Source organism: Endozoicomonas elysicola (genome assembly GCF_000710775.1).
GTDB classification, from domain to species: Bacteria; Pseudomonadota; Gammaproteobacteria; order Pseudomonadales; family Endozoicomonadaceae; genus Endozoicomonas; species Endozoicomonas elysicola.
In genome coordinates, this window is the sequence record NZ_JOJP01000001.1 from 2,255,400 (window position 1) to 2,275,165 (window position 19,766).

The following is a 19,766-nucleotide window of genomic DNA, read 5'->3' on the forward strand; positions in this document are numbered from 1 at the left end:
CATGGGTGCAGCAGCTTTCATTTTCCTCTCTCCAGCCCTATCAAGACTTCTTGCAAAGGATTCAGCATTTTCTTACTGTATTTAAACAAATTTAAGCAGTCATAAATGTTTCATTATGATGTGTTAATGGCCGTCTGCCTGACAGAGGTAAACAGATGCCCTTGTTGATTGAGCCGGAAATGCTGGCAACCCTGTTAAAGGATAAGAATCTGGTTGTGCTGGATGCAAGGTTCAGTCTTGCCGATTCGAAGATGGGGCGGGTGATGTATGATCAGGGGCATATTCCTGGAGCCCTCTATGCCGACCTTGAAGCCGATCTCTCTGGCTTGATTGAACCGGGCACAACCGGCAGGCATCCGCTACCAGAGCAGGAGGACTGGCAGGCAACCCTCCGGCGCTGGGGGGTGGATCAACAGACTCAGGTTATTGTGTATGACGATGGTGGGCATGCGATGGCGGCAAGAGCCTGGTGGCTGTTGCGTTGGGCAGGGATCTCTCAGGTCATGATTCTGCATGGTGGTATGAAGGCCTGGCAGGCAGGCCGCTACCCTGTGACGACTGATGTGTGTGAGGTGGTAGAAAGCCAGAGTATGTTCTCAATGGGGCATATGCCAACAATTTCAGCAACAGATTTGCTGATTGAAATGGATGCGAAAGGAAATGGTCAGGCACACAAATTGATTGATGCCAGAGCCTATGAGCGGTTCCGTGGGGAAGAAGAAACCATGGACTCGGTTGCTGGCCACATTCCTGGCGCTGTATGTCATCCATTCACGGAAAATCTGGGTGAAGATGGCCGCTTTCTGTCGGCGGGTCATTTGCGAGAAATATTTACGTCGCTGGTTGGCGAAGATTCCCGGCCGGTCTTCTACTGTGGTTCCGGAGTAACCGCCTGCCACAATATTTTTGCCATGGAGTATGCTGGCCTGTCAGGCGCAACGCTTTACCCCGGTTCCTGGAGTGAGTGGATAACAGACCCTCAGCACCCTGTCGCCAAAGGTCAATAGATACTTATCATTCAGAGTAATCCACGGGGTTTGACCGGGCTCAGTTCGCGGATGTATTCCTGCTGAGCCAGTCTGCCAACAATCTGGTGCTGGCTGGAAAAACCACAAACGCACATTTTGATTTCGTACTGATTTTTTTGTGTATTCAACTCGGCAGCAAAACTTTTCAGGTGCAGCCCGTTCTCGCTGCTGCACTGTAGAATTTGTTCCAGACTGCTTGGGTCACCGGTGGCGATCAGTCGAAGATTCAACTCACTCATACTCTCGTTTCCTTTCAGCTTGAATGCTCATAAAAAAGCCCCCGGACCGGTTAGGGTGCGGGGGCTCGTTTCTGCTTTTCAGCTATCCACGATGACCCCCTCGGCGCATCATAATTTTGCCGAGTTTCATGGTAATCATGGAGAGCAGTAAGAAATTCATGGTTGTTAGTATAGTTACGTATTTCGATTAGGTCGAAACTTATAACAAACCCAGGGTGAGTTGTAAAGTTTCATGTTCAGTTAATAACCGATATTTCTGCATGTATCTTCCATAATTACTCATGGGAAAACGTCAGAGCCTTGATGATTTTATTCAGGTAGAATGGCCATTTTCAAAGAGCGTAAAAGAGCTGGTGACTTAATGAATTCATGGAATGTTGATAGCTGGAGGCATATGCCCTTACTCCAGCTGCCAGAATATCCCGACCAGGAAAAATTGATCCGGGTTGAGCAGGAACTTGCTGCAATGCCACCCTTGGTTTTTGCGGGTGAAGTGAATGAATTGAGAAACCGTCTGGCCGAGGCTACTGCGGGTAAGGCTTTCCTGCTGCAGGGCGGCGACTGTGCCGAGAGCTTTCTGGAGTTCTCTGCCAACAATATTCGGGACACCTTTAAAGTACTGATGCAGATGGCGGTGGTACTCACCTTTGGTGCGGCTTGCCCGGTGATCAAGGTAGGGCGCCTGGCTGGTCAGTTTGCCAAGCCAAGAACCTCTGGGACAGAAACCATCAATGGTGTTGAGCTGCCTATCTATCGTGGCGATATCATTAATGGCACTGAGTTTACCAAAGCTTCCAGAGATCCTGACCCGCAGAGAATGCTGCAGGCCTACCATCAAGCGGCATCAACGTTAAATCTGCTGCGTGCTTTTGCTCAGGGTGGATTAGCTTCCCTTGAGCAGGCCCATGCCTGGAATCTCGACTTTGTCTCCAACAGCCCTCAATCGGATCAGTATAGCAATATGGCTGACCGGATTGATGAAACGCTGGACTTTATGAAGGCCTGTGGCATTTCTGCAGAGCATTCATCCACTATTCGTGAGACGGCGTTTTATACTTCCCATGAAGCATTGCTGCTGCCTTATGAGCAGGCGTTAACGCGCCGTGATAGCCTTTCTGGTGATTGGTATGACTGCTCCGCCCACATGCTCTGGGTGGGTGATCGAACCCGCCAGGTGGATGGTGGTCATGTTGAGTTTGTTCGCGGTATTCAAAACCCTATTGGCCTGAAGGCTGGCCCGACACTTCCACCGGATGACCTGATTCGGCTGATTGACTTGATCAACCCGGACAACATTCCTGGCAAATTGAACGTCATTGTTCGCATGGGGGCTGATAATGTGGAGAAAGGCCTGCCGCCACTGCTGAAAGCCGTTCAGCGTGAAGGACGCAATGTGCTCTGGAGTTGTGACCCGATGCATGGGAACACCTACAAGGCTGGTAATGGTTTTAAAACCCGGGAAGTATCAAAAATTCTTTCGGAAGTTGAGCAGTTCTTTGCTGTGCATCGTGCTGAGGGGACCTATGCCGGTGGTGTTCACTTTGAAATGACCGGGCAGAATGTGACCGAGTGTGTTGGTGGTGCCCATGCTGTGACTGAAGATCATCTGGGCAATCGTTATCATACCCACTGTGACCCACGCCTGAACGCCGATCAGGCACTGGAACTGGCATTCCTGATTGCTGAAACACTGAAAAAGTGTCGCAAGCTGAGGAATGTAAGGTAAAGGAGAGGTGACCATGAAAGACCGCATTGACATTATTCAGGGGGACATAACCGAATTAGCAGTGGATGCTATTGTCAATGCGGCCAACAGAGGTCTGCTTGGGGGTGGTGGCGTTGATGGTGCTATTCATCGGGCTGCCGGCCCCGAACTTCTGGCTGTCTGTCGTGAGGTTGGTGGCTGTCCAACCGGTGAAGTGCGGATAACGCAGGCATTTCATCTGCCATCAAGGTATGTTTTTCATACGGTTGGTCCAATCCTGGCAGGGTGGCAATGCCGGTGAGCCTGACTTACTACGCGCCTGTTATCGGAATGCTCTCGATGAAGCTTCGAACCGACGGTTAGGGGCGCTGGCATTTCCAGCGATCAGTTGTGGAGTCTATGGATACCCTCATCAGGAGGCCGCTACTATTGCACTGAATGAGGTGTGGCCGTGGTTGGTTGGCCATGAGTTTCCTCAAAAGGTGGTGTTTGTTTTGTTTGATCAACCCATGTCTGAACTCTATCAGCGTCTATTGGTTGAAAAGGCTAAAAGTTAAACATTTTGTATACCTGACTGTTGACTTATCAGTCAAAAACAATATGATAGGCGTCGTCTTACGGGGTATAGCGCAGTCTGGTAGCGCGCCTGCTTTGGGAGCAGGATGTCGGGAGTTCGAATCTCTCTACCCCGACCATTTTTCCTTTCTTTTTTCTCTTTGCAAAACTTCACTGAATTCTTTCTTGTTTTGTTGACAGGTTTATCTGCATGTCTAGAATAGCAATGGCTTCGGCGTGTAGCGCAGCCTGGTAGCGCATTTCGTTCGGGACGAAAGGGTCGGGAGTTCAAATCTCTCCACGCCGACCAGTGATCTTTCTTTTAATCTACCTTTCTTTGTTCATATCACTTTGAATTCAAACGGCTGTGACTGTTTGTATTACAGGTAGCTTGTAATAAAAATCCTCAGTCGTATTATGGTTACCTGTTGGGTTTATAAAGATAAATTCTGGGAGTCTGTTCTCAGTAATTTATAAGACCACCTGTTTTCTCAATTGAAAAATAATAATAAAAATACCGGAAGCTCTGTTCAAAGCGCTCTGGTTAAAGTGACAGGGTTCATAATGATAGAAAGTACCGAATGGACATGGGCGTGGAATTGGTGGAGCGTACTGGTTTTTATCAATGCAATTAACCTTATTGTCGCTGTCTCATTTTTTCGCCAAAAAGGTGGTGGTGCAGATAATACTCCCTATCTGCGGGTGATGAGGTTGATGGGAATGATCTTTGTTTCGGTTGCACTGTATCGTTCTGTTTTTGTGTCCAGCTATTTAGAGCAACTGGCGTGGTTTGACAGTCTGGCGAACAGTTCGTTGTTTATTCGCAGCCTGGCCTTCTTTGCAGAGCTGTCTTTTGCCGGGCTATTTATGTTTGCCATGTTGCGCACAAGCCGGGATTTAGGGCTCTACCCGGCAGGAAAACAGCATCTCTTAAGTGTGCTTGTCAGTCGGGCACCTAAATTTCTCTTCCTTTGCATTTTCACTGCCCAGTTTTTTGCCACCACCGCATTAATTACCAAGCTCGAGGTTTTGTTTGCGATTGAAGAGACGCTCTGGGGAATGGCTTTTCTATCTATCTTCCCATTAGCCATCAAGCAGTTGTGCGCCGTTTTAAAAAGTGATCGCAGTGCTGCAGAGTTAAGATTGCTGAAACCGTTTGTCTGGTTAAACGTTATCTGGCTGGCTGGTTATTGCAGTTATTCAGTATTTTATCATCTGCCGATCGAGTACTGGCCTCATGTGCTGGAAAACCTGCGACAGGGGAACTACCAATTCAATGTCAGCTTGCAGGCCGTTAAAGATGCGTTGTTGGTGGTCAATGAAACGAAGAATCTAAGTGAGTGGGGCGGTGTTGGTTTTCTGATCTGGCATTCGGGTTATTTCAGTATCTGTGTCTGGATTGTGCTGTTCTTAATGCGAGGTCCAAGGCTGCTGAGTTCAAAGGATGCGGTTCAAACCAATGATCAGCAGACAGGAGAGGTGGTGGGGGCTTGAGTTTCTCTGAATGGTTGAGAGGCTGCACCCCACTGATTGGGCGCAGCCTTTTTTGTCCCTTTAGAACTCTGCAGAGCTGTGTGTTGGCTTACCCACAGAAACTGTCCTGCATGTTCTTTTACGCTGTGATTTTCTGAGTTCAATTTCCTGCTGTTCGATCTGCTGAGCCGTTAATCCTGCTTTACGACCTTTCAAATAGCGTAGATAGGCTGGGATATGCGTTTTGCCCAGGTATTCATCCAGGTAAGGCAGAAAGCCGGCGTAGTTGCCTTTGAATTTTGCATGGTGGAAATCGTGGTAAACGGGACCTTTGTAAACCGGGAAAAGGTGTGCCGGATTCCACGGTACATCGTAGCCGATATGGCCATCAGCACCTTCCATTTGACGAATAACAACCCAGATCCAGACAACATAAATATGAGCACCTAATAGAATAGGTCCCACCAGAGTCAGTCCGGCCGTCAATACATACTCCAGCCAGTTCATGTAATTACCATTAATACCACAGGTGTTGCGAATGCGATGGTGGACGCTGTGCACATGCTTTAACAGCCACTTGTTTTCATGCATGTAGCGATGCATCCAGTAATATAAAAAGTCGTCCAGAAACACAAAGAACAACAGCTGGGCGATGATGATGTACCAGGAGGGCAGTTCTCCATTATGCACCGCGGTCAGTTTTAACAGTGGCCAGGTGACCACTAATAACCCGGCCAGAATGACATTATTGATGATGATGCGGGCAATGGAGGGCCAGAAATATTTTTTAAATTCAAACGGCTTTTGCTGGATTTTATATTTGCGCATCGACCTGGGATCGAGCCAGGCAATAATGGTCCACGGGGTGGCTACGGTTAGAAACGACGCCATACTGATGATCAGGGTTGCCATGGGGAACTGCCAGAACCATGGGTCGTTATGAAATCCCTGCCAGGGTGAGAATACATCCATGAGGAAACCTTTTTTGATTATTGTATGGTGAATGGATGATTACTTTTTAGTCAGTGCTCCAAAGTGAAGGTCTCCATAGGCCGCTGTTGGCTTATAGCCAGGAAAGCCCCAATAGCTGGTCAGCTCGGATGAATTTGCCATATTGGGGAAATCACGATAGACCGGATGGGTTCCGGCAATGGTTTTTTCAACAACCATGGATATGTACTGGTCCATCCCGCCTTCCAGTGTATTGCCGTTTAAAATTACTTCCATGCCGGTTTGTAGCGCGTATTTTTTTAAGCCTGGTATACGGGATTTTTCCGGTGCATAGCAATCAGGGCCAACACCGTTTTCACTGGTTACCTTTAATCCTTCTGGCGTATGAGCCACAAACGAGTGGTTGCCTGCGGTATGCCCAGGTGTGCTAATTAATGCCAGGCCATCACCAATCATGACGTCACTGTCCAGCTGAATCACTTTCTCTTCCGGAACACCCGCCAGACCATTTGGGCAATACCAGTCGATTTGTGGTGGCAATAATGCTTTTGCCGACTGCCACTCGTCTTTCATCACTAACAGGCGGGCATTGGGAAACAGCCCGGGCTTATTGCCATCACCCAGCCATTGACGTAAATCCTGTGTGTGAAGATGGTCATAACTGATGAAATCAATATCTTCAGGTAATAAACCCAACTGTTCCAGACAGCCATTCACCGTATTGCTTTGTGGGGCGATGAATTTTTTCAACAGATCTTTGGCCGGTCCTGCTTTGTTGGTGATTCGCTTGAAGTAAGGAGTTTCTGCATTCGCTTCAGCATCAGATGGGGAGAGTAGAATGGTTTTCAGCCCTTCTGAAGTATCTACCTGAACCACGAATAAACGGTTCAAGATATGAATAAAGGGCATTGGAATGATATTGCAGTTTAAAAAGGCGTATTTGGTTGGGTACGGTACACGGATCAGCTCCATGCTGCGGTAAAATTTAACTTGGGGTTTATTGAGCATGTCGGTTCTGAACTTTTCCGCAGCCAACCGCATGGCTTCAAGCCGTGTGTGTGTTGCCCGATACCGACGTGCTTCTTCAAAATGTTCAATAGGTTGAATGATGCTGCTTAACCATTCTTTATCCATGGATGAATGGTGAGCGGTTGTTGGCTCAAGTGTGTCCGTTGTCATTCTGTTATCCGGTTATTGTTATTTTTATAGGCCTAGGCTCTGTTGACATAAGGTTGCTGGCTCAGCTCAAACCAGAGCATTCGTGATCAGGCGTAAGAACGCAGGAATACCAATGTATTTCAAGTTCTTGCAACGACGTCACGGGAGCTCTGGTTTGAGCCCGGAGGGTGGTTCGTATAGCCGCCTTCCAGCTGCGTTGGACTGGTTTGATGTAGCACCACTACGCCTGTACCAGTCCACCTTGTGGAAAACGACTATACGAGCCACTGAGCCTGCAAACTTATGTCAACAGAGCCTAGCCTAAGCCAGTTGAGTTGAATAATATTGTTTTATTGCGACAATAAATTGCTATATCGCGATCATTAGGTGACGTTTGTACATGCAAGAAAGGACGGCAGATACAAAGGCCTCTACCGTTGAAGCATTTGTTTTGGGTGTATATCTGAAGCCAACGCTGGTGGCTTTTCTGAAGAAGGGCGGTCGACTAAGTGCCCTGGCCAATGCTATTGGAAAAGCGGATTTATGGCTGTATAACCCACCAGAAAAGGTGGATGTCAGAGATTACCTGGCATTTATGCAGGCGGCCAGTGAGTTGTGCCACGATCCCTACATCGGCTTGCTCAGTGGCCAGCTGGCTGATTTAAGCAGTTTTGACCTGTTGGGTGATGCTCTCGGTTTGTCCAACACACTGGCCGACGCATTGCAGCAGGTCATGGCACTGGAGCGTCTGGTGCACAGGCTGGGTGATTCCAGCGTTCAAGCTGAAGGTTCTGATATCCGATTAATATGGCGCTCCCGCTATCAAAACCACCCGGCAATACGGTTGGTCAGTGAAAACGTCTTGGCCGGTATTGTGCAATTAGCGCAGACATTAACCGGGCGGTCTTTACCCATACGTGAAATGACGTTTATGAATGCAAAGCCAGAGCGTTATATTGAAAAACAGTATCAGGCTTTATGTCAGGGAATCTGCCGGTTTTCTCAGCCATACAATAGCCTGCTGATTGCCCGAAATGTTTTAGACTGGCCATTGAAGAAAATGTCGATGGGGGGGGCAGAACCCGGTAAATAGTACAGTAACCCTCTCATTGACAGATCAACTGACGGAATTGCTGGAACAGCGTCTGGCTCATAACCCGAGCTTATCGCAAGCTTCGGCCATCTTCGGGTGTTCTCAGCGTGTGTTGCAACGTAAGTTGAAGCAGGAGAGTCAGAGCTTTCAACAGGTTTTGACCCGTGTTCGCTTAAGAAAAGCCTGTGATTATTTAAAATACTCTACGATGAGTCTTATGCAGATCAGCCAGCGGCTGGGCTTTCGTGAGCAAAGTTCATTTAATCATTTTTTTGTTGGACAAATGGGGCAGAGCCCCAGGGCTTATCGGCAACAGACAAAGGCAGAATCACAGTCTGTGATGCAGGCGGAATGATGTTGATAGAGCCTAATGTTTAGGGTAACCAGTAATGTCACGAATCGATTTATACAGCGGCTGCATACGCTTATAGATCTTCTTATAAACCTCGTTGTATAAACGATCGTAGAGCTGTGTTGTGGGCACATCCGGTTCGAATACATCGCCAATTCGTGTCATTTTATCGATGGCTTCACCGTAGTTTTTATGAATACCGAGGCCAACGCAGCAATTGATCGCCGCCCCAAGACCTGACGCTTCAAAAGTATGAGGGCGCTCGGCTTCCATGCCAAAAATATTCGCGGTCAACTGCATCGCTGCATCGCTCTGGGAACCGCCACCAGAGACTCTTAATCGTGTAATCGGTGTACCACTGCGCTTTTCGATCTGCTCTTTTCCCGAAAGTAATTCGTAGGCCAGTCCTTCCAGAATGGCACGATAAATATGCGCTCGCTTATGAACATCACCAAAGCCAATAAAGGCCCCTTTACCCTCTGGTCCGGGCTGTCGTACGCCAGGTGACCAGTAAGGTTGCATCATCAGTCCCATTGAGCCTGGCGGCACCTGAGTTAACAGGGCATCGAACAGCTGTTCGGGCTCGACGCCCAGCTCTTTGGCCTTCCGCTGCTCAGCCTGTGCCAGCTCATTTTTAAACCAGCTGACCATCCAGAAGCCGCGATAAATCATCACTTCAGTATTGTAGTGTTTTGGCATTGCGGCAGTATAGGGAGGAATGAAGGGGATGGTTTCAAAGTATCGGGTCGTTGTCGTGCTGATGGTCGCCGTAGTGCCAAAACTCAAACAGCCGATATGAGGGTCAACACCGCCTGCGCCCAGTACTTCGCAGGCTTTGTCTGACGATGCTGCAATCATCGGTAAACCAACAGGCAGGTCGGTGTGTTCAGCGGCATCGGGCGTGATATGGCCTAACAGCTCTCCCGATTGCACCAGTTCTGGCAACATGTGCCGTCTTGCTGCCAGCAGTTTCCATTTCAGGTCTCGCTTTCCTGCCCATTTCTGGCGACGATAGTCATAGGGCAGGTACCCAGCCACTGAGCCACAGGCGTCTTTCATCTCACCGGTCAATTGATAGGTCAGATAGCCCGATAAATTCACATAGTGTCGGGTTTTCTGCCATACATCTGGCTGATGCTGCATGATCCAGTTATCACGCGCTTTGGCTCGCAAGTCTTCAATCAGGCTGGTCAGACCGATGGCCTTAATCAATAGGCCCCACAGACCGCCAACTGGCTTCTCTGGTTCGGATTTGCGCTGATCCATCCAGATAATGGCAGGCCTCAGCGGTTTTTTATGCTCATCCAGATTAATCATGGTATAGCGCTGAGTGGTCAGTGACACACCCTTAATTTGATCGGGCGTTACAATACCCTGAGCCCATAACGCTTTGCACGCTTCGCCAAGATGTTGCCAATAGTATTCGGGGTGCTGTTCTGCCCAACCAGGATGCTGTGAAAAATAGGCTTCCAGATCAACTTTGCTTTTGGCTATCTCATTACCGGCGCTGTCAAACACCAGGGCGCGAATACTTTGCGTACCATTGTCGATTGCCAATACATATTCTGAATTACTCACTACGAACTCACTTTTGTATTTTTATTATTGAGTTGAATATCTATTCTTACGGTAGACATTAAGCATCTATCCATTCATTTCTTTGAACCACGAAGCACGCGAAGAGCACAAAGGAAAAGCTTTTCTTAGTGCTCTTCGTGGTTCCAATTAAAGGGCCAGCAACACGTATCAAGCAACATATCTGCCCCCGTTAGCAAAAGCCAAACAGTGAGGGCAGCAGCAGTGGCAGAAAGCAACCCCCTTAATCTCCACCCTAAGATTATCTATTGCGGAATGCTGTAATAGGTATTCCAGATCGATTGATAACGGGCAACTTCCTGCTGCCATTTTTGTTCACTCCAGCCAAGTTCTTCGCTGCAAATGGCCTTGATTTTATCTTCAAAAATCAAACCTCCATTCTCGAGCAGCAGGCCTAGGCGTGTTCGGCGCAGCAGGAGATCATCCAGGTGAACAATCGCTTCATTACCCGCAGACCAGCGTAACTCTGCCCATAGGGCTCGAGCACCGGGAATAACATCCAGTTCATCTGGATTAGACTGCTCCAGCAAACGGTTACTGTCCATTCCATAATGGCCTTGAATTCGTTTCTGCAAATAATCAGGTAGTTGTTTTAATAAAGAAGTGGCGGGCTCATGTTGAGTAAACATATCTGCACCGGAATCACTGAAATCAACGCCCGGCAGATACGCTTCAGCGGCCTGTAAAACATCTAGGGCAATCAACCGGAAGGTGGTTAACTTACCGCCGCTGATGGTCACCAGACCGTTATCGTTCCAGATACTGTGATCACGCTTTTCTTTCGAAGGGTTCAGTGCGCCAGAGCTTACCAGGGGGCGAACACCAGCCCAGGAAGAAATAATATCCTGCTCTGTTAATTCGGCTTTCGGGAATTGGAATCTGACTGCGGCCATCAAATATTCCAACTCATTACGTGTCATGGCAACCTCGTGGTTAACAATGTCGCCATTGTCCAGATCGGTTGTACCGATTACTGTTCTGCCTTCCCAGGGGAAAATAAAAATCGGGCGTTTATCATCCGGATGCATCGCGGTATAAGCCTGTGCGACTGGCAGTCGCCAGCCAGGCACGACAATATGGCTGCCTCGGGCAGGGCGTATATGACGCTCTGACGTCAGTTCTCCCCGCAGCTCATCACCCCACGCCCCCGTTGCATTAATAACGACTTTAGCGTTCACCGACATCAACTGACCGGTTTCTGCATCTTTCAACTGTGCACCGATTACTCGACCCTTCTCTTTAATCAGAGAATCGACAGCAACGTAGTTAATAACGGTTGCTCCGTCTTTCTGAGCTTCCCGAAGCACTCGAATGACTAAGCGTGAGTCGTCAGTGACGGCATCGGCAAACTGGGTGCCACCAAGCAGGTCATGTTCATTGATCAAAGGGCTCAGGTTTTCGAAATCATGGCGTTTATGAAACTTGCGGTAACGCTTTCCAGCGAAAAAATCATAAATACGCAATAACACATTAAAGACAAATGGTCCGGGAAATCCGCTTTTATAATGCGCCATCAGATACCCCATCTGATCAACCAGACCCGGGGCTTCTTTCATCAAACGTTCTCGCTCCGACACGGAGTGCATGGTGGTTTTAATATCACCAGAAGCGATATAGCGCAGGCCACCGTGAACCATTTTCGAGGAACGGCTGGAGGTACCCCAGGCAAAATCCTGACGATCAACCAACAGGACTTTCAAGCCGCGTCGGGCAGCTTCACGGGCAATACCGGCACCGGTGATACCACCACCGGCGATAACGATATCCCACTGGTGGTCAGCATTGTCTGCTAAATGTTTCAGTAACCGATCCCGGTTTCCTACCTGCCACTGTTCTTGCCACATAAACTGCATTCCTGGTTTGCTATGTAAAGCGAGGGTTATTCCTGAAGTAAAACACCAGGGTTCAGTCGCTTTTCCGGGTCAAAATCTTTCACCAGCGTTTTAATAACCCGCATACCTAACTCACCCTTTTCAACCGGCATATAGAGGGCATGGTCACGCCCGACACCGTGCTGGTGAGAAATGGTTGCACGACCTTGAGCAATGACTTCACAGGTTTTGGATTTAAGCTTTTTCCAGCGTTCCAGGGTGGCTTCGTAGCTGTCGGCACAGCGGAAGAAGTAAGTGGTGTAGATACTCGCGCCCTGACCGTAAATATGGGAGAGGTGGGTAAAGACCATGACTTTCTCACCGTCGTCTTTCAGCGCATTTTCAAGGGTGGTTTCCATCTGGCTCATCTGTTCATCAATATTTCCCCAGTCGGTTGAGGTTTCCAGCGTATCAACCGCGATGCCCTGCGCCCAGGTGGTTTCCCGTAAATAGGGGAATTTGAAGCGACCATGCGCCCAGATCGTACCCATGATGTTGGCCAGTGCTCCGCCAACGCCTCCGTGCTTTTTCAAAATCTTTTTAAGCTGCTTCAGGGCCACTTTATTCTGGTATTTAGAGCCTGTAACACCAAAGGTCAGCATGCAGCGATTATCATCCAGTCCGCGAAAACGCAGATACCCATCCAGTAGCTTAAACTGCTTGAGTGATGTACCTAAATTGGCATGGGCTCGCGTCTCTTTGGCGTTGCTGACACGCATCATGGACAGAGGGATTTTCTGCTGGGCAACTTCCCGCGCAACGGTTTTGCCCGCCTGCCAGTTTGGCATGAAGCACACCATGAACTTTTCTTCTTCAGGCGCCCGTTGTACGCGTACCTTAACTTCCGTGAAGATACCCATGCGGCCTTCAGTACCCATGGTCACTTCACGGATATCAGGGCCGGCAGATGAGGCCGGGATTGATGGTATGTCCAGGGTACCCTGCAGGGTTTCCATACGACCACCGGCAAACATTTGCTCAATACGACCATAACGGAGCGATTGCTGGCCTGAGGAGCGGGAGGCAATCCAGCCACCAATGGTGGATAACTCCCAGGATTGAGGGTAATGGCCCAGCGTATAACCGCGAGCCTGTAGCTGGGCTTCAACCTGGGGGCCGGGAGTACCGGCACCAAAGGTGGCAATCTGGCTCTCTTCATTGAGATCCATCAATTGATTCATTCGACCCATATCAATGGTCAGAATGGCCTTCGTGCTTTTCTGCGGCGTAATGTGACCGGCGACGGAGGTACCACCACCGTATGGGATAACAATGAAATCATGCTGAACCGCAAACTCTAACAGCTCGCGGACCTGTGCACTGGTTTCCGGATAGGCCACACCATCGGGGAAAAATTCAAAGTCGCCGCTGCGCATGGCCAGCCAGTCGGGGAAGCTCTGACCACGAGCGTGTCGCACACGATCTTCTTCTGCGGTAACAATCAGTGGGTGCTGGGGCAGGCGTGATGCCGGTACCCTGGCCATCACACTGTCCAGAGTTGCATCTTTCAGGGGAGCAGGTTCGCCAATAATACTGCGAATCAATGCACCTCCATGGTCGGATACTTCTTTGACGTAACTATCATCACCCCAGCCATTCCAACGGCGCATGTCTACCTCTGTATTCTTCTTATTCTTTGGGTGCGAATAACTGCCATGTAGAGCTAGGAGCCTGTCGGACTTACCACTGGCCTACTGCGAAAAAGCCGGATTTGGCCATTTTTTATGCTGCTTTTCGTTGAATAGAACCACTATTCGCCTCAAATCAGCATAAAAACTGGCTCAAACTGGACTTTTTCTCGCTACGGCCGGTTAAGTCCGACAGGCTCCTAGGGAACAGCTAACGCTCATTTATGTACGATTTTTTCAGAATTATAAATTAGAACGATCGTTTGAATTGGTAATGTAGCAAGTTGGGTCATGGGATTTCAATGATTAGAGAAGGAGTGGGCCAGAAATTATCATGTTCACCACAAAGGCACAGAGCCACAGAGAAGCGCTTTTCTTAGTATCTCTGTGCCTTTGTGATGAACATTCAAGTAATTTTTAATGCGAAAGTCGGCAGTTCAGAGGTTTACTTTTTCCACAGTAAAATGCCCATTATCCAGTGGCAGTTTGGTTTCTGTTTTTTGTTTGAAGTTAACCAGGTCAAGGTCCAGCTCTTTGATACGACTGTCGTTCATGGTGGTGAAATACAGCACCTTTTTTTGCTGGTCGATAACAGAAGTCCACTGGGTAGCGCTGGGCAGATTCGGTATATGTTGCCTGTGATGTGGACCAAACTCTGAACCTAACGGTATGTCGAAATTGTTGAGAATATGAAATGCCTGAGAAACGGCATCTTTACTGGTTTTCATGGGTGGGGCGGTGTGCAGGTAAAAGGATGCCCGGACAAATCGCGATGGTGGGCTGATATCGCCGGGCAATCCGGCAAAAGCGCTGCCGACACCAAACGAGTTCGCCAGGTATTGGCCAATCTTTTTCGGTGCTGCGCTGCCGGGGTCCAGGTGAATGTAGTTATTCAGGTTGGTGACCTGCCAGGGGAAATCTGGTGAATTAGTCAGTACCCCCACTTCATTGTCGTAAATATGGACCTGCCCATGGTTGATGATCTCAATCACAATACTGGCCCCGGTGTTATCGGTTACACGCCAATGGGCAGTCGGTGATGGATTACCTTTGGCATCAATAAACACATGAACAATTTTAATGTTGGCCATGGCCGACTTTACGTCTTTAACCGTTTTGAACTGGCTCAGCATCCAGCGGACAAAATCCATATCGGTAATATTGTTTCTGGTTTTCTTCGGGTCGAACTTTGCCAGTGAACCATAGCCTTTGAAATAAAATAACCCGGCAGTAAGACCTTCCTCGTTAACCCCTTCCGCAATAAACCGGTCATCACTGACCGAGATGCCCGCAAACCCGTATTTGCTTTTCCAGCTCAGCCCGTTTTTTCCGTTGGGGAGGGTTGATGTGTACTGGTAATCACGGGGGGCAAGAATCAGCTTGCTGTTCAGGTTGCTCTCGCCCCACTCAATGGTTCTGGCGTGAATATTGGCATTTGACTCGGTGGTGATGGTGATGCCGGTACAGGCATGCACAGTTCGGTAAGAAGGGATGGTTAGTAGCAGAGCCAGTAGTAGATGGCCTGATAAGAATCTCACTAGCATTGAAGGTTACCTCGTCTCACGATTCCTGAATCTATGGATTTGGAACGGATTTGCTATGAATAATTATCAGCCGGATATGGAACTCTGCCAGTTTTCTATTTGGGGAGATGATGTACTTATGGGTGCTGCTTAACGATCCCTCAGGTCTTTATAAGAAGATCACAGTGTTCGGCAATGCAGAAATTATATGACTACATCATTTTTATGTTCAGGTACCTGCCTTCTCTAGGAGCGTTACCAACTGTTTGCATATCCGTTGCTAACACTCATCCTATGCAGGACAGCTAAAGAAAATATGATTTGACAGTAATTCTTACGGGGGTGTTATGGAAAAATACCTGATGCTAATGATACTTGCCTTTTTAATCCTGGAATAAGTGCAGCAATGAGGCAGGAGAGATTGTGGATATAAGTAATAGTACTACGTTGCCATTTAACGAAGCTGATATAAGAGAATCAAGGCCTGATTCATCTCTCGGTACTGGTCATGAATCAGAGGCATTGGTTGGACCTCGAAGCGTTAAAGTCGAAAGGGATCTGCCTATCAATATGCAGAAAAAATTGAGTCAGATGCCTGATACCAAGCTGCAGGAATTACCGGCTGATCATAGAACTATCTCAATTGCTCATCGCTCATCGGAGGAGCAGAGCTCTCCACAAGAGCAACTGACTCTATCCCCTGACACTTCACCTCCCTCTGGTATTGAAGCAATGTTACCATCAAGGAAGCGGGAACAGCCCTTAGATTCAGAGGGTTCTCAACCGGCCAAGCAGGGACGATACTCTCTTTGCAATGATGCTACCGTTGCTTCCGGGAGGCCAGAGGGTGCCGAATTAGATTCACGTCTAATGTCTCTGGCGGATCAATTGAATACTGTTAAACCCGACGGCGTTTATGCGTTAGCGAAGGGCTTCTCTGAGAATGCTCAGGGTCAGCCATATGGAGCACTGACGGTTGATTTTTTAGTGAAACAGTTTGTTGCCAGTCATGATCGAAAGTATGGTGAAAATCTCTGCTTATTTGTTGTGTGCCTTAGCGAGTTGATGCCTTCCATCATTCGTGGTGAAGCTGCAATTCGTTCGAAGCTTCATCCTGTGATTCTTGATATTTTTAAATCAGAGTTTGAAGAAAAGCTGAGAAAAATAGCGGCTAACGGCGATATGATGTACTCGCTCGAGAATGAAGCTCAAAAGGTTGATTTTGATGTTTCCAGCGGTTCAGGTTTATTGCTCCATCTGTCAGAGATTCACCCAGACTACATCAAACAATTTTTTATCATTCCTGATGCTGAGTATGTGAACGACTGCCTTGAGTTAGAGGATATATTTCACGAAAGATTGCCGTACTATTGTGCCAAAGACTATGTGATTAAGACATTACCCAAAAAGATTACTGACAGTCTATATGCGCCACTATCCCAAAGGGTCAACAGCTATGTTCAGCGGTTAGCAACTGAAGACCTTTTTCGTGTTTCTGGTGCCCAAGTGGCTGCAGGAGATGCTGCTTTCGGACAGTTCGATGCACTCAATAATATGGGGGCTAATCAAAGTTGTCATAACACCCATGTCCAGTTTGAAAGGATGTCTGATGCCAGTATGGATCATACACTGAGAGCCTTTAGTGATACTCATCAAGTCAGACAAAGGGTTAATGATCAGCTTTTAAAACAGCTCAGAATGGATCTGGAGGTTGTGTCTTTTGACTGTCTTGAGGAGGAAATTGGTCAGGATCAGGAAATGGAGGAAGATCAAGGTATTGCTGAAGATAAAACTATTGCTGACTTTCCTGCTTTTATGAATAGAGTAATTAATGGTATTGAGGAGAAGATTGAAAATTTTTCTGCGCTTGTTTGAATATGCTTCTGTAGAGAGGTTAAAAGTAAGTTCAGTTTAATTGCCACTGAGCCTTTAATGTGGACTGAAGTGCTTTCATCTAAGCTTGTCAGGTAGTGATCTCTAATCCGTTATTTTTCCGGCTCTGGGCAGCCGGCTGATTGGGATCGATGCTGGTAATGGCGTGAGGGTGCTTTTTTACCTCAACTATTGTCGATAGGTTGATAAGAGCGTTGGATTTTTGGGGCTTGAATTGAAGCTCTAACCTTCTGCTTGCTATGCAGCCCGTATTTATAGAACTGGGTGTTCAGGAGAAATATCTGAACGGATCGTTGTTGCCCTATAACTCCAGAAGGTGGCACTTCATATGAATAAAATTCGACAGAACCTAATAAGAGTAACGAAGAAGCTTGAAGCATCTTATGGGCAGGATTTAATCATAGGTTGAGCCTGAACTTTCACTCGGGGTGGTGGATGTCATCACGGTAATCCTGAACAGCATCAATCCTACAAAAAAACGGCCGATGACTGTTTTAGAACAGAAAACTCAGGGCCATAAAATGAACGAACTATTCGCAGAGCTTCTGGCAATCCCTACTGCAACCTGGCGAATCCTGTTTTTCTGTGCTCTGGCTTTTGCCTTATTTATGTCACTGATACCGGGTAAGTGGGACCCTACCCGATTTCTTAATGATAAGGTGAAACATATTCTCACCTTTATGGTGTTGTTTCTGCTGCTTGATCTGGCTTTTCCAATGGCAGAGCTTCCGTGGTGGAAGCCTACAGGGCTGATGGCATTTGGGGTGTTTATCGAAACCTGTCAGCACATGACCCGTGATCGCCGTTTCAGTATTGCTGATATCCTGGCTAATGGGGTCGGGATTGGGCTTTATCTATTGATCATTTTTTCTATTGGCTCATCGAGTGCCTCTGAAGGCAAATGCCAGCCCTGGCCTGAATGCATGAGTGTGTTGTTTAATCTCTAGCTCGTAGCTTTTTTAACCGCAATACCCAAGGGCATAAAAGGCACAAAGACACGAAGAGCCAGGGAAAAGCCTCTTTTCGTGTCTTTGTGGTTATGCCTTTTTTTCGGGTTGACTATTTATCCCACTCACAGATTGGCTTGTTAGTACAGAAGTGGGAGGCACATACTTCATAGTCACATTGATGACTGCCTTTGGGGCACTTATCCCAGGTTGTGAAGGCGGAACAATGGAAAGCACCACATCCATCACCATTACACTGGTGGCATTCCGGAGAGAAGGTTTCACCGGTGCAGCCATTGGTTGCTGTCTCTACATAGCTGAAGAAGGGCGATGGGTAGATCGCTCCGACGAAGTGATCACAGGATTTCTGACCTTCGTCTGATACGGTTTCATAACCAAACTCAAAGCCTTTTTTGGCAGTGGTGTGCACGCAAATAGGGGGGAAGTGTTCAGGGTCGTGCTCATCTCCGCGGATAGCAAAGAAGGTTTTCCCGTGACTGTCCTTTTCAATGCTGGCAAATGATGTAAGCCAACTGGCGAGCTCCCCATGAGTAACATCCAGCCAGTCAAATTCAGTGGTTGTTAAGGATGTACTGAAGAAGCCGTGCTCGGGCAGGATATACTCACACACGTAAGTACGGGCTTTATGTCCGGGAATAACTCTACCAATAATATCACCGGAAATACCTGACTCAGGGCTGAACGGTAAAATACACAGTAAAACATTGGGCTTGGCTCTCTCATATGCATAGGGGGTCAGTTGAGAAGCTGCTTTCAGATGGTTTGGGAAATCTGCCGCGTTGGTCTGAAGAGCAGCTGCCAGCAGACATATCAGCAGTGCGCGAACCTTATGTATTACATTCATAATAAGAAGTCTGTAATGGTAAAAATATTACTGATATGCAGGCCGCCAAGGTGAAGGCCTGCATGGAAATAGGTTTAGATGGCAGGGGGTGGCGGGTTATTTATCCCATTCGCAGATGCGCTTTTGCGAACAGAGGTTGCCTACGCAGGTCTGATAGCCACAGACATGACTGCCTTTTGGACACTGATCCCAGGTAGTGAAGGCAGAGCAATGGAAGGCGCCACAGCCATCGCCATTACATTGATGGCAATCGGGAGAGAATGTTTTGCCAGTGCATTCATTCCAGCCGGCCAGAGCTACGTCAAAGAACGGTGAGGTATAAACTGCACCAACAAATTCGCCGCAGGACTTATGCCCGTTACCGGAAACGGTTTCATAACCAAATTCAAAACCCTTGCCGGAAGTGGACTGTGCACAAATGGCTGGCGGGTGATCCGGATGATGTTCGCTGCACCGTAAAACGTAATAATGGCCTTTGTCGCTTTTCTCGATGTGTGCCAGAGAGGTCAGCCAGCTGGCCAGTTGTTCATAGGTGGCGTTCAGCCATTGGAAATCAGTGGTGACATAGGGACCCATCGCCACGCCGTTAATAAGCTGAGTGTACTCACACACAAAAGAGCCGGGTTCGTTACCGGGTGTGACCTTGCCAATGACATCACCCGTATCGGCCCCGGAGGTGGAAGGCAGGACACACAGCAGAACATTGGGGCGGGCTGCCTTAACGATGCTGCTCGTTAGTTCGGAAGCATCTTTCATATGATTGGGCAGGGAATCGGCGTGAACGTTAAAAGTGATTGCAGACAATAAAAAAAGCGTGGAATAAATCTTATGCATGAGGGACATCATCAGTAACCCTTTTTTTCATTGTTCAGGGACAATGGGTATAGGC

Annotated in this window: 18 protein-coding genes and 2 tRNA genes; 11 read left to right on the forward strand and 9 right to left on the reverse strand. The window is 47.9% G+C overall.

From position 1 onward, the window contains the following. Positions 1 to 155 precede the first annotated feature (155 nt). Entirely contained in the window at positions 156 to 1,007 is an 852-nt protein-coding gene (locus GV64_RS09620) for a sulfurtransferase (RefSeq protein ID WP_020585050.1), read from the forward strand. Between the two features lie 11 nt (positions 1,008 to 1,018). On the opposite strand, the gene GV64_RS09625 is transcribed toward GV64_RS09620, so the two are convergent. Then, entirely contained in the window at positions 1,019 to 1,267 is a 249-nt protein-coding gene (locus GV64_RS09625; RefSeq protein WP_020585049.1) for a hypothetical protein, read from the reverse strand. A gap of 361 nt (positions 1,268 to 1,628) precedes the next feature. Between GV64_RS09625 and GV64_RS09630 the strand changes: the two genes are divergently transcribed. The 6 genes from GV64_RS09630 to GV64_RS09650 all read left to right on the forward strand — a co-directional run bounded on the left by GV64_RS09630 (position 1,629) and on the right by GV64_RS09650 (position 5,021). After that, positions 1,629 to 2,993: a class II 3-deoxy-7-phosphoheptulonate synthase gene (locus GV64_RS09630; RefSeq protein WP_026258649.1), complete on the forward strand. Its 1,365-nt coding sequence runs from the start codon at positions 1,629 to 1,631 to the stop codon at positions 2,991 to 2,993. 13 nt (positions 2,994 to 3,006) lie between these two features. Continuing rightward, positions 3,007 to 3,273 (forward strand): macro domain-containing protein, encoded by a 267-nt coding sequence (locus tag GV64_RS26105; RefSeq protein WP_248630901.1) that lies wholly within the window; start codon positions 3,007 to 3,009, stop codon positions 3,271 to 3,273. Next, a complete protein-coding gene (locus GV64_RS26110; RefSeq protein ID WP_020585047.1) occupies positions 3,239 to 3,529 on the forward strand; it encodes a macro domain-containing protein in 291 nt (96 codons plus the stop codon). The genes GV64_RS26105 and GV64_RS26110 overlap by 35 nt, the downstream gene beginning before the upstream one ends. Before the next feature lie 61 nt (positions 3,530 to 3,590). After that, positions 3,591 to 3,667, forward strand: a tRNA-Pro gene (locus GV64_RS09640). A 93-nt stretch (positions 3,668 to 3,760) separates the two neighbouring features. Continuing rightward, positions 3,761 to 3,837 (forward strand) — tRNA-Pro (locus GV64_RS09645). A gap of 254 nt (positions 3,838 to 4,091) precedes the next feature. Further along, the gene (locus GV64_RS09650) at positions 4,092 to 5,021 is read left to right on the forward strand and encodes a hypothetical protein (protein ID WP_020585046.1); all 930 of its coding nucleotides are present in this window, start codon (positions 4,092 to 4,094) and stop codon (positions 5,019 to 5,021) included. A gap of 60 nt (positions 5,022 to 5,081) precedes the next feature. On the opposite strand, the gene GV64_RS09655 is transcribed toward GV64_RS09650, so the two are convergent. Both GV64_RS09655 and GV64_RS09660 read right to left on the reverse strand, forming a co-directional pair. Then, positions 5,082 to 5,972 carry a sterol desaturase family protein gene (locus GV64_RS09655; RefSeq protein WP_020585045.1) on the reverse strand — a complete coding sequence of 297 codons (891 nt, stop codon included), beginning with the start codon at positions 5,970 to 5,972 and terminating at the stop codon, positions 5,082 to 5,084. 39 nt (positions 5,973 to 6,011) lie between these two features. Next, positions 6,012 to 7,130, reverse strand: a complete 1,119-nt coding sequence (locus GV64_RS09660; RefSeq protein WP_020585044.1) for an MBL fold metallo-hydrolase — start codon at positions 7,128 to 7,130, stop codon at positions 6,012 to 6,014. A gap of 379 nt (positions 7,131 to 7,509) precedes the next feature. Between GV64_RS09660 and GV64_RS09665 the strand changes: the two genes are divergently transcribed. Both GV64_RS09665 and GV64_RS09670 read left to right on the forward strand, forming a co-directional pair. Continuing rightward, the gene (locus GV64_RS09665) at positions 7,510 to 8,202 is read left to right on the forward strand and encodes an AraC family transcriptional regulator ligand-binding domain-containing protein (RefSeq protein ID WP_020585043.1); all 693 of its coding nucleotides are present in this window, start codon (positions 7,510 to 7,512) and stop codon (positions 8,200 to 8,202) included. Between the two features lie 16 nt (positions 8,203 to 8,218). Further along, positions 8,219 to 8,557 carry a helix-turn-helix domain-containing protein gene (locus tag GV64_RS09670; protein ID WP_020585042.1) on the forward strand — a complete coding sequence of 113 codons (339 nt, stop codon included), beginning with the start codon at positions 8,219 to 8,221 and terminating at the stop codon, positions 8,555 to 8,557. A 12-nt stretch (positions 8,558 to 8,569) separates the two neighbouring features. Here GV64_RS09670 and GV64_RS09675 read toward each other — a convergent pair whose 3' ends face one another. From GV64_RS09675 to GV64_RS09690, 4 genes are all read right to left on the reverse strand, one after another. After that, a complete protein-coding gene (locus GV64_RS09675; protein ID WP_026258648.1) occupies positions 8,570 to 10,132 on the reverse strand; it encodes an FGGY-family carbohydrate kinase in 1,563 nt (520 codons plus the stop codon). A 263-nt stretch (positions 10,133 to 10,395) separates the two neighbouring features. After that, the gene (locus GV64_RS09680) at positions 10,396 to 11,994 is read right to left on the reverse strand and encodes a glycerol-3-phosphate dehydrogenase/oxidase (protein ID WP_020585040.1); all 1,599 of its coding nucleotides are present in this window, start codon (positions 11,992 to 11,994) and stop codon (positions 10,396 to 10,398) included. A gap of 35 nt (positions 11,995 to 12,029) precedes the next feature. Continuing rightward, positions 12,030 to 13,631: an FAD-binding oxidoreductase gene (locus tag GV64_RS09685; RefSeq protein ID WP_020585039.1), complete on the reverse strand. Its 1,602-nt coding sequence runs from the start codon at positions 13,629 to 13,631 to the stop codon at positions 12,030 to 12,032. A gap of 455 nt (positions 13,632 to 14,086) precedes the next feature. Further along, positions 14,087 to 15,193 carry a linear amide C-N hydrolase gene (locus tag GV64_RS09690; RefSeq protein ID WP_034844173.1) on the reverse strand — a complete coding sequence of 369 codons (1,107 nt, stop codon included), beginning with the start codon at positions 15,191 to 15,193 and terminating at the stop codon, positions 14,087 to 14,089. Between the two features lie 402 nt (positions 15,194 to 15,595). Here GV64_RS09690 and GV64_RS09695 point away from each other — a divergent pair, with 402 nt between their 5' ends. Both GV64_RS09695 and GV64_RS23720 read left to right on the forward strand, forming a co-directional pair. Then, positions 15,596 to 17,047 (forward strand): hypothetical protein, encoded by a 1,452-nt coding sequence (locus GV64_RS09695; protein WP_152553991.1) that lies wholly within the window; start codon positions 15,596 to 15,598, stop codon positions 17,045 to 17,047. A 539-nt stretch (positions 17,048 to 17,586) separates the two neighbouring features. Continuing rightward, positions 17,587 to 18,012 (forward strand): VanZ family protein, encoded by a 426-nt coding sequence (locus GV64_RS23720; RefSeq protein ID WP_157237125.1) that lies wholly within the window; start codon positions 17,587 to 17,589, stop codon positions 18,010 to 18,012. A 112-nt stretch (positions 18,013 to 18,124) separates the two neighbouring features. Here the strand turns inward: GV64_RS23720 and GV64_RS09705 are convergent, their stop codons facing one another. Continuing rightward, complete coding sequence (locus GV64_RS09705) at positions 18,125 to 18,877, reverse strand: hypothetical protein (protein WP_020585034.1); 753 nt, start codon at positions 18,875 to 18,877, stop codon at positions 18,125 to 18,127. A gap of 96 nt (positions 18,878 to 18,973) precedes the next feature. Continuing rightward, positions 18,974 to 19,711: a hypothetical protein gene (locus GV64_RS09710; protein ID WP_236632931.1), complete on the reverse strand. Its 738-nt coding sequence runs from the start codon at positions 19,709 to 19,711 to the stop codon at positions 18,974 to 18,976. Between the last annotated feature and the right edge of the window lie 55 nt (positions 19,712 to 19,766).

Bases quoted from the DNA above. Each gene is read 5' to 3' on its own strand.
- GV64_RS09620 (WP_020585050.1), top strand. From the start codon at position 156: ATGCCCTTGTTGATTGAGCCGGAAATGCTGGCAACCCTGTTAAAGGAT.
- GV64_RS09665 (WP_020585043.1), top strand. From the start codon at position 7,510: ATGCAAGAAAGGACGGCAGATACAAAGGCCTCTACCGTTGAAGCATTT.
- GV64_RS09690 (WP_034844173.1), bottom strand. From the start codon at position 15,193: ATGCTAGTGAGATTCTTATCAGGCCATCTACTACTGGCTCTGCTACTA.
- GV64_RS09625 (WP_020585049.1), bottom strand. From the start codon at position 1,267: ATGAGTGAGTTGAATCTTCGACTGATCGCCACCGGTGACCCAAGCAGT.
- GV64_RS09660 (WP_020585044.1), bottom strand. From the start codon at position 7,130: ATGACAACGGACACACTTGAGCCAACAACCGCTCACCATTCATCCATG.
- GV64_RS23720 (WP_157237125.1), top strand. From the start codon at position 17,587: ATGAACGAACTATTCGCAGAGCTTCTGGCAATCCCTACTGCAACCTGG.
- GV64_RS09685 (WP_020585039.1), bottom strand. From the start codon at position 13,631: ATGCGCCGTTGGAATGGCTGGGGTGATGATAGTTACGTCAAAGAAGTA.
- GV64_RS09655 (WP_020585045.1), bottom strand. From the start codon at position 5,972: ATGGATGTATTCTCACCCTGGCAGGGATTTCATAACGACCCATGGTTC.
- GV64_RS09680 (WP_020585040.1), bottom strand. From the start codon at position 11,994: ATGTGGCAAGAACAGTGGCAGGTAGGAAACCGGGATCGGTTACTGAAA.
- GV64_RS26105 (WP_248630901.1), top strand. From the start codon at position 3,007: ATGAAAGACCGCATTGACATTATTCAGGGGGACATAACCGAATTAGCA.
- GV64_RS09710 (WP_236632931.1), bottom strand. From the start codon at position 19,711: ATGCATAAGATTTATTCCACGCTTTTTTTATTGTCTGCAATCACTTTT.
- GV64_RS09705 (WP_020585034.1), bottom strand. From the start codon at position 18,877: ATGAATGTAATACATAAGGTTCGCGCACTGCTGATATGTCTGCTGGCA.
- GV64_RS09630 (WP_026258649.1), top strand. From the start codon at position 1,629: ATGAATTCATGGAATGTTGATAGCTGGAGGCATATGCCCTTACTCCAG.
- GV64_RS09650 (WP_020585046.1), top strand. From the start codon at position 4,092: ATGATAGAAAGTACCGAATGGACATGGGCGTGGAATTGGTGGAGCGTA.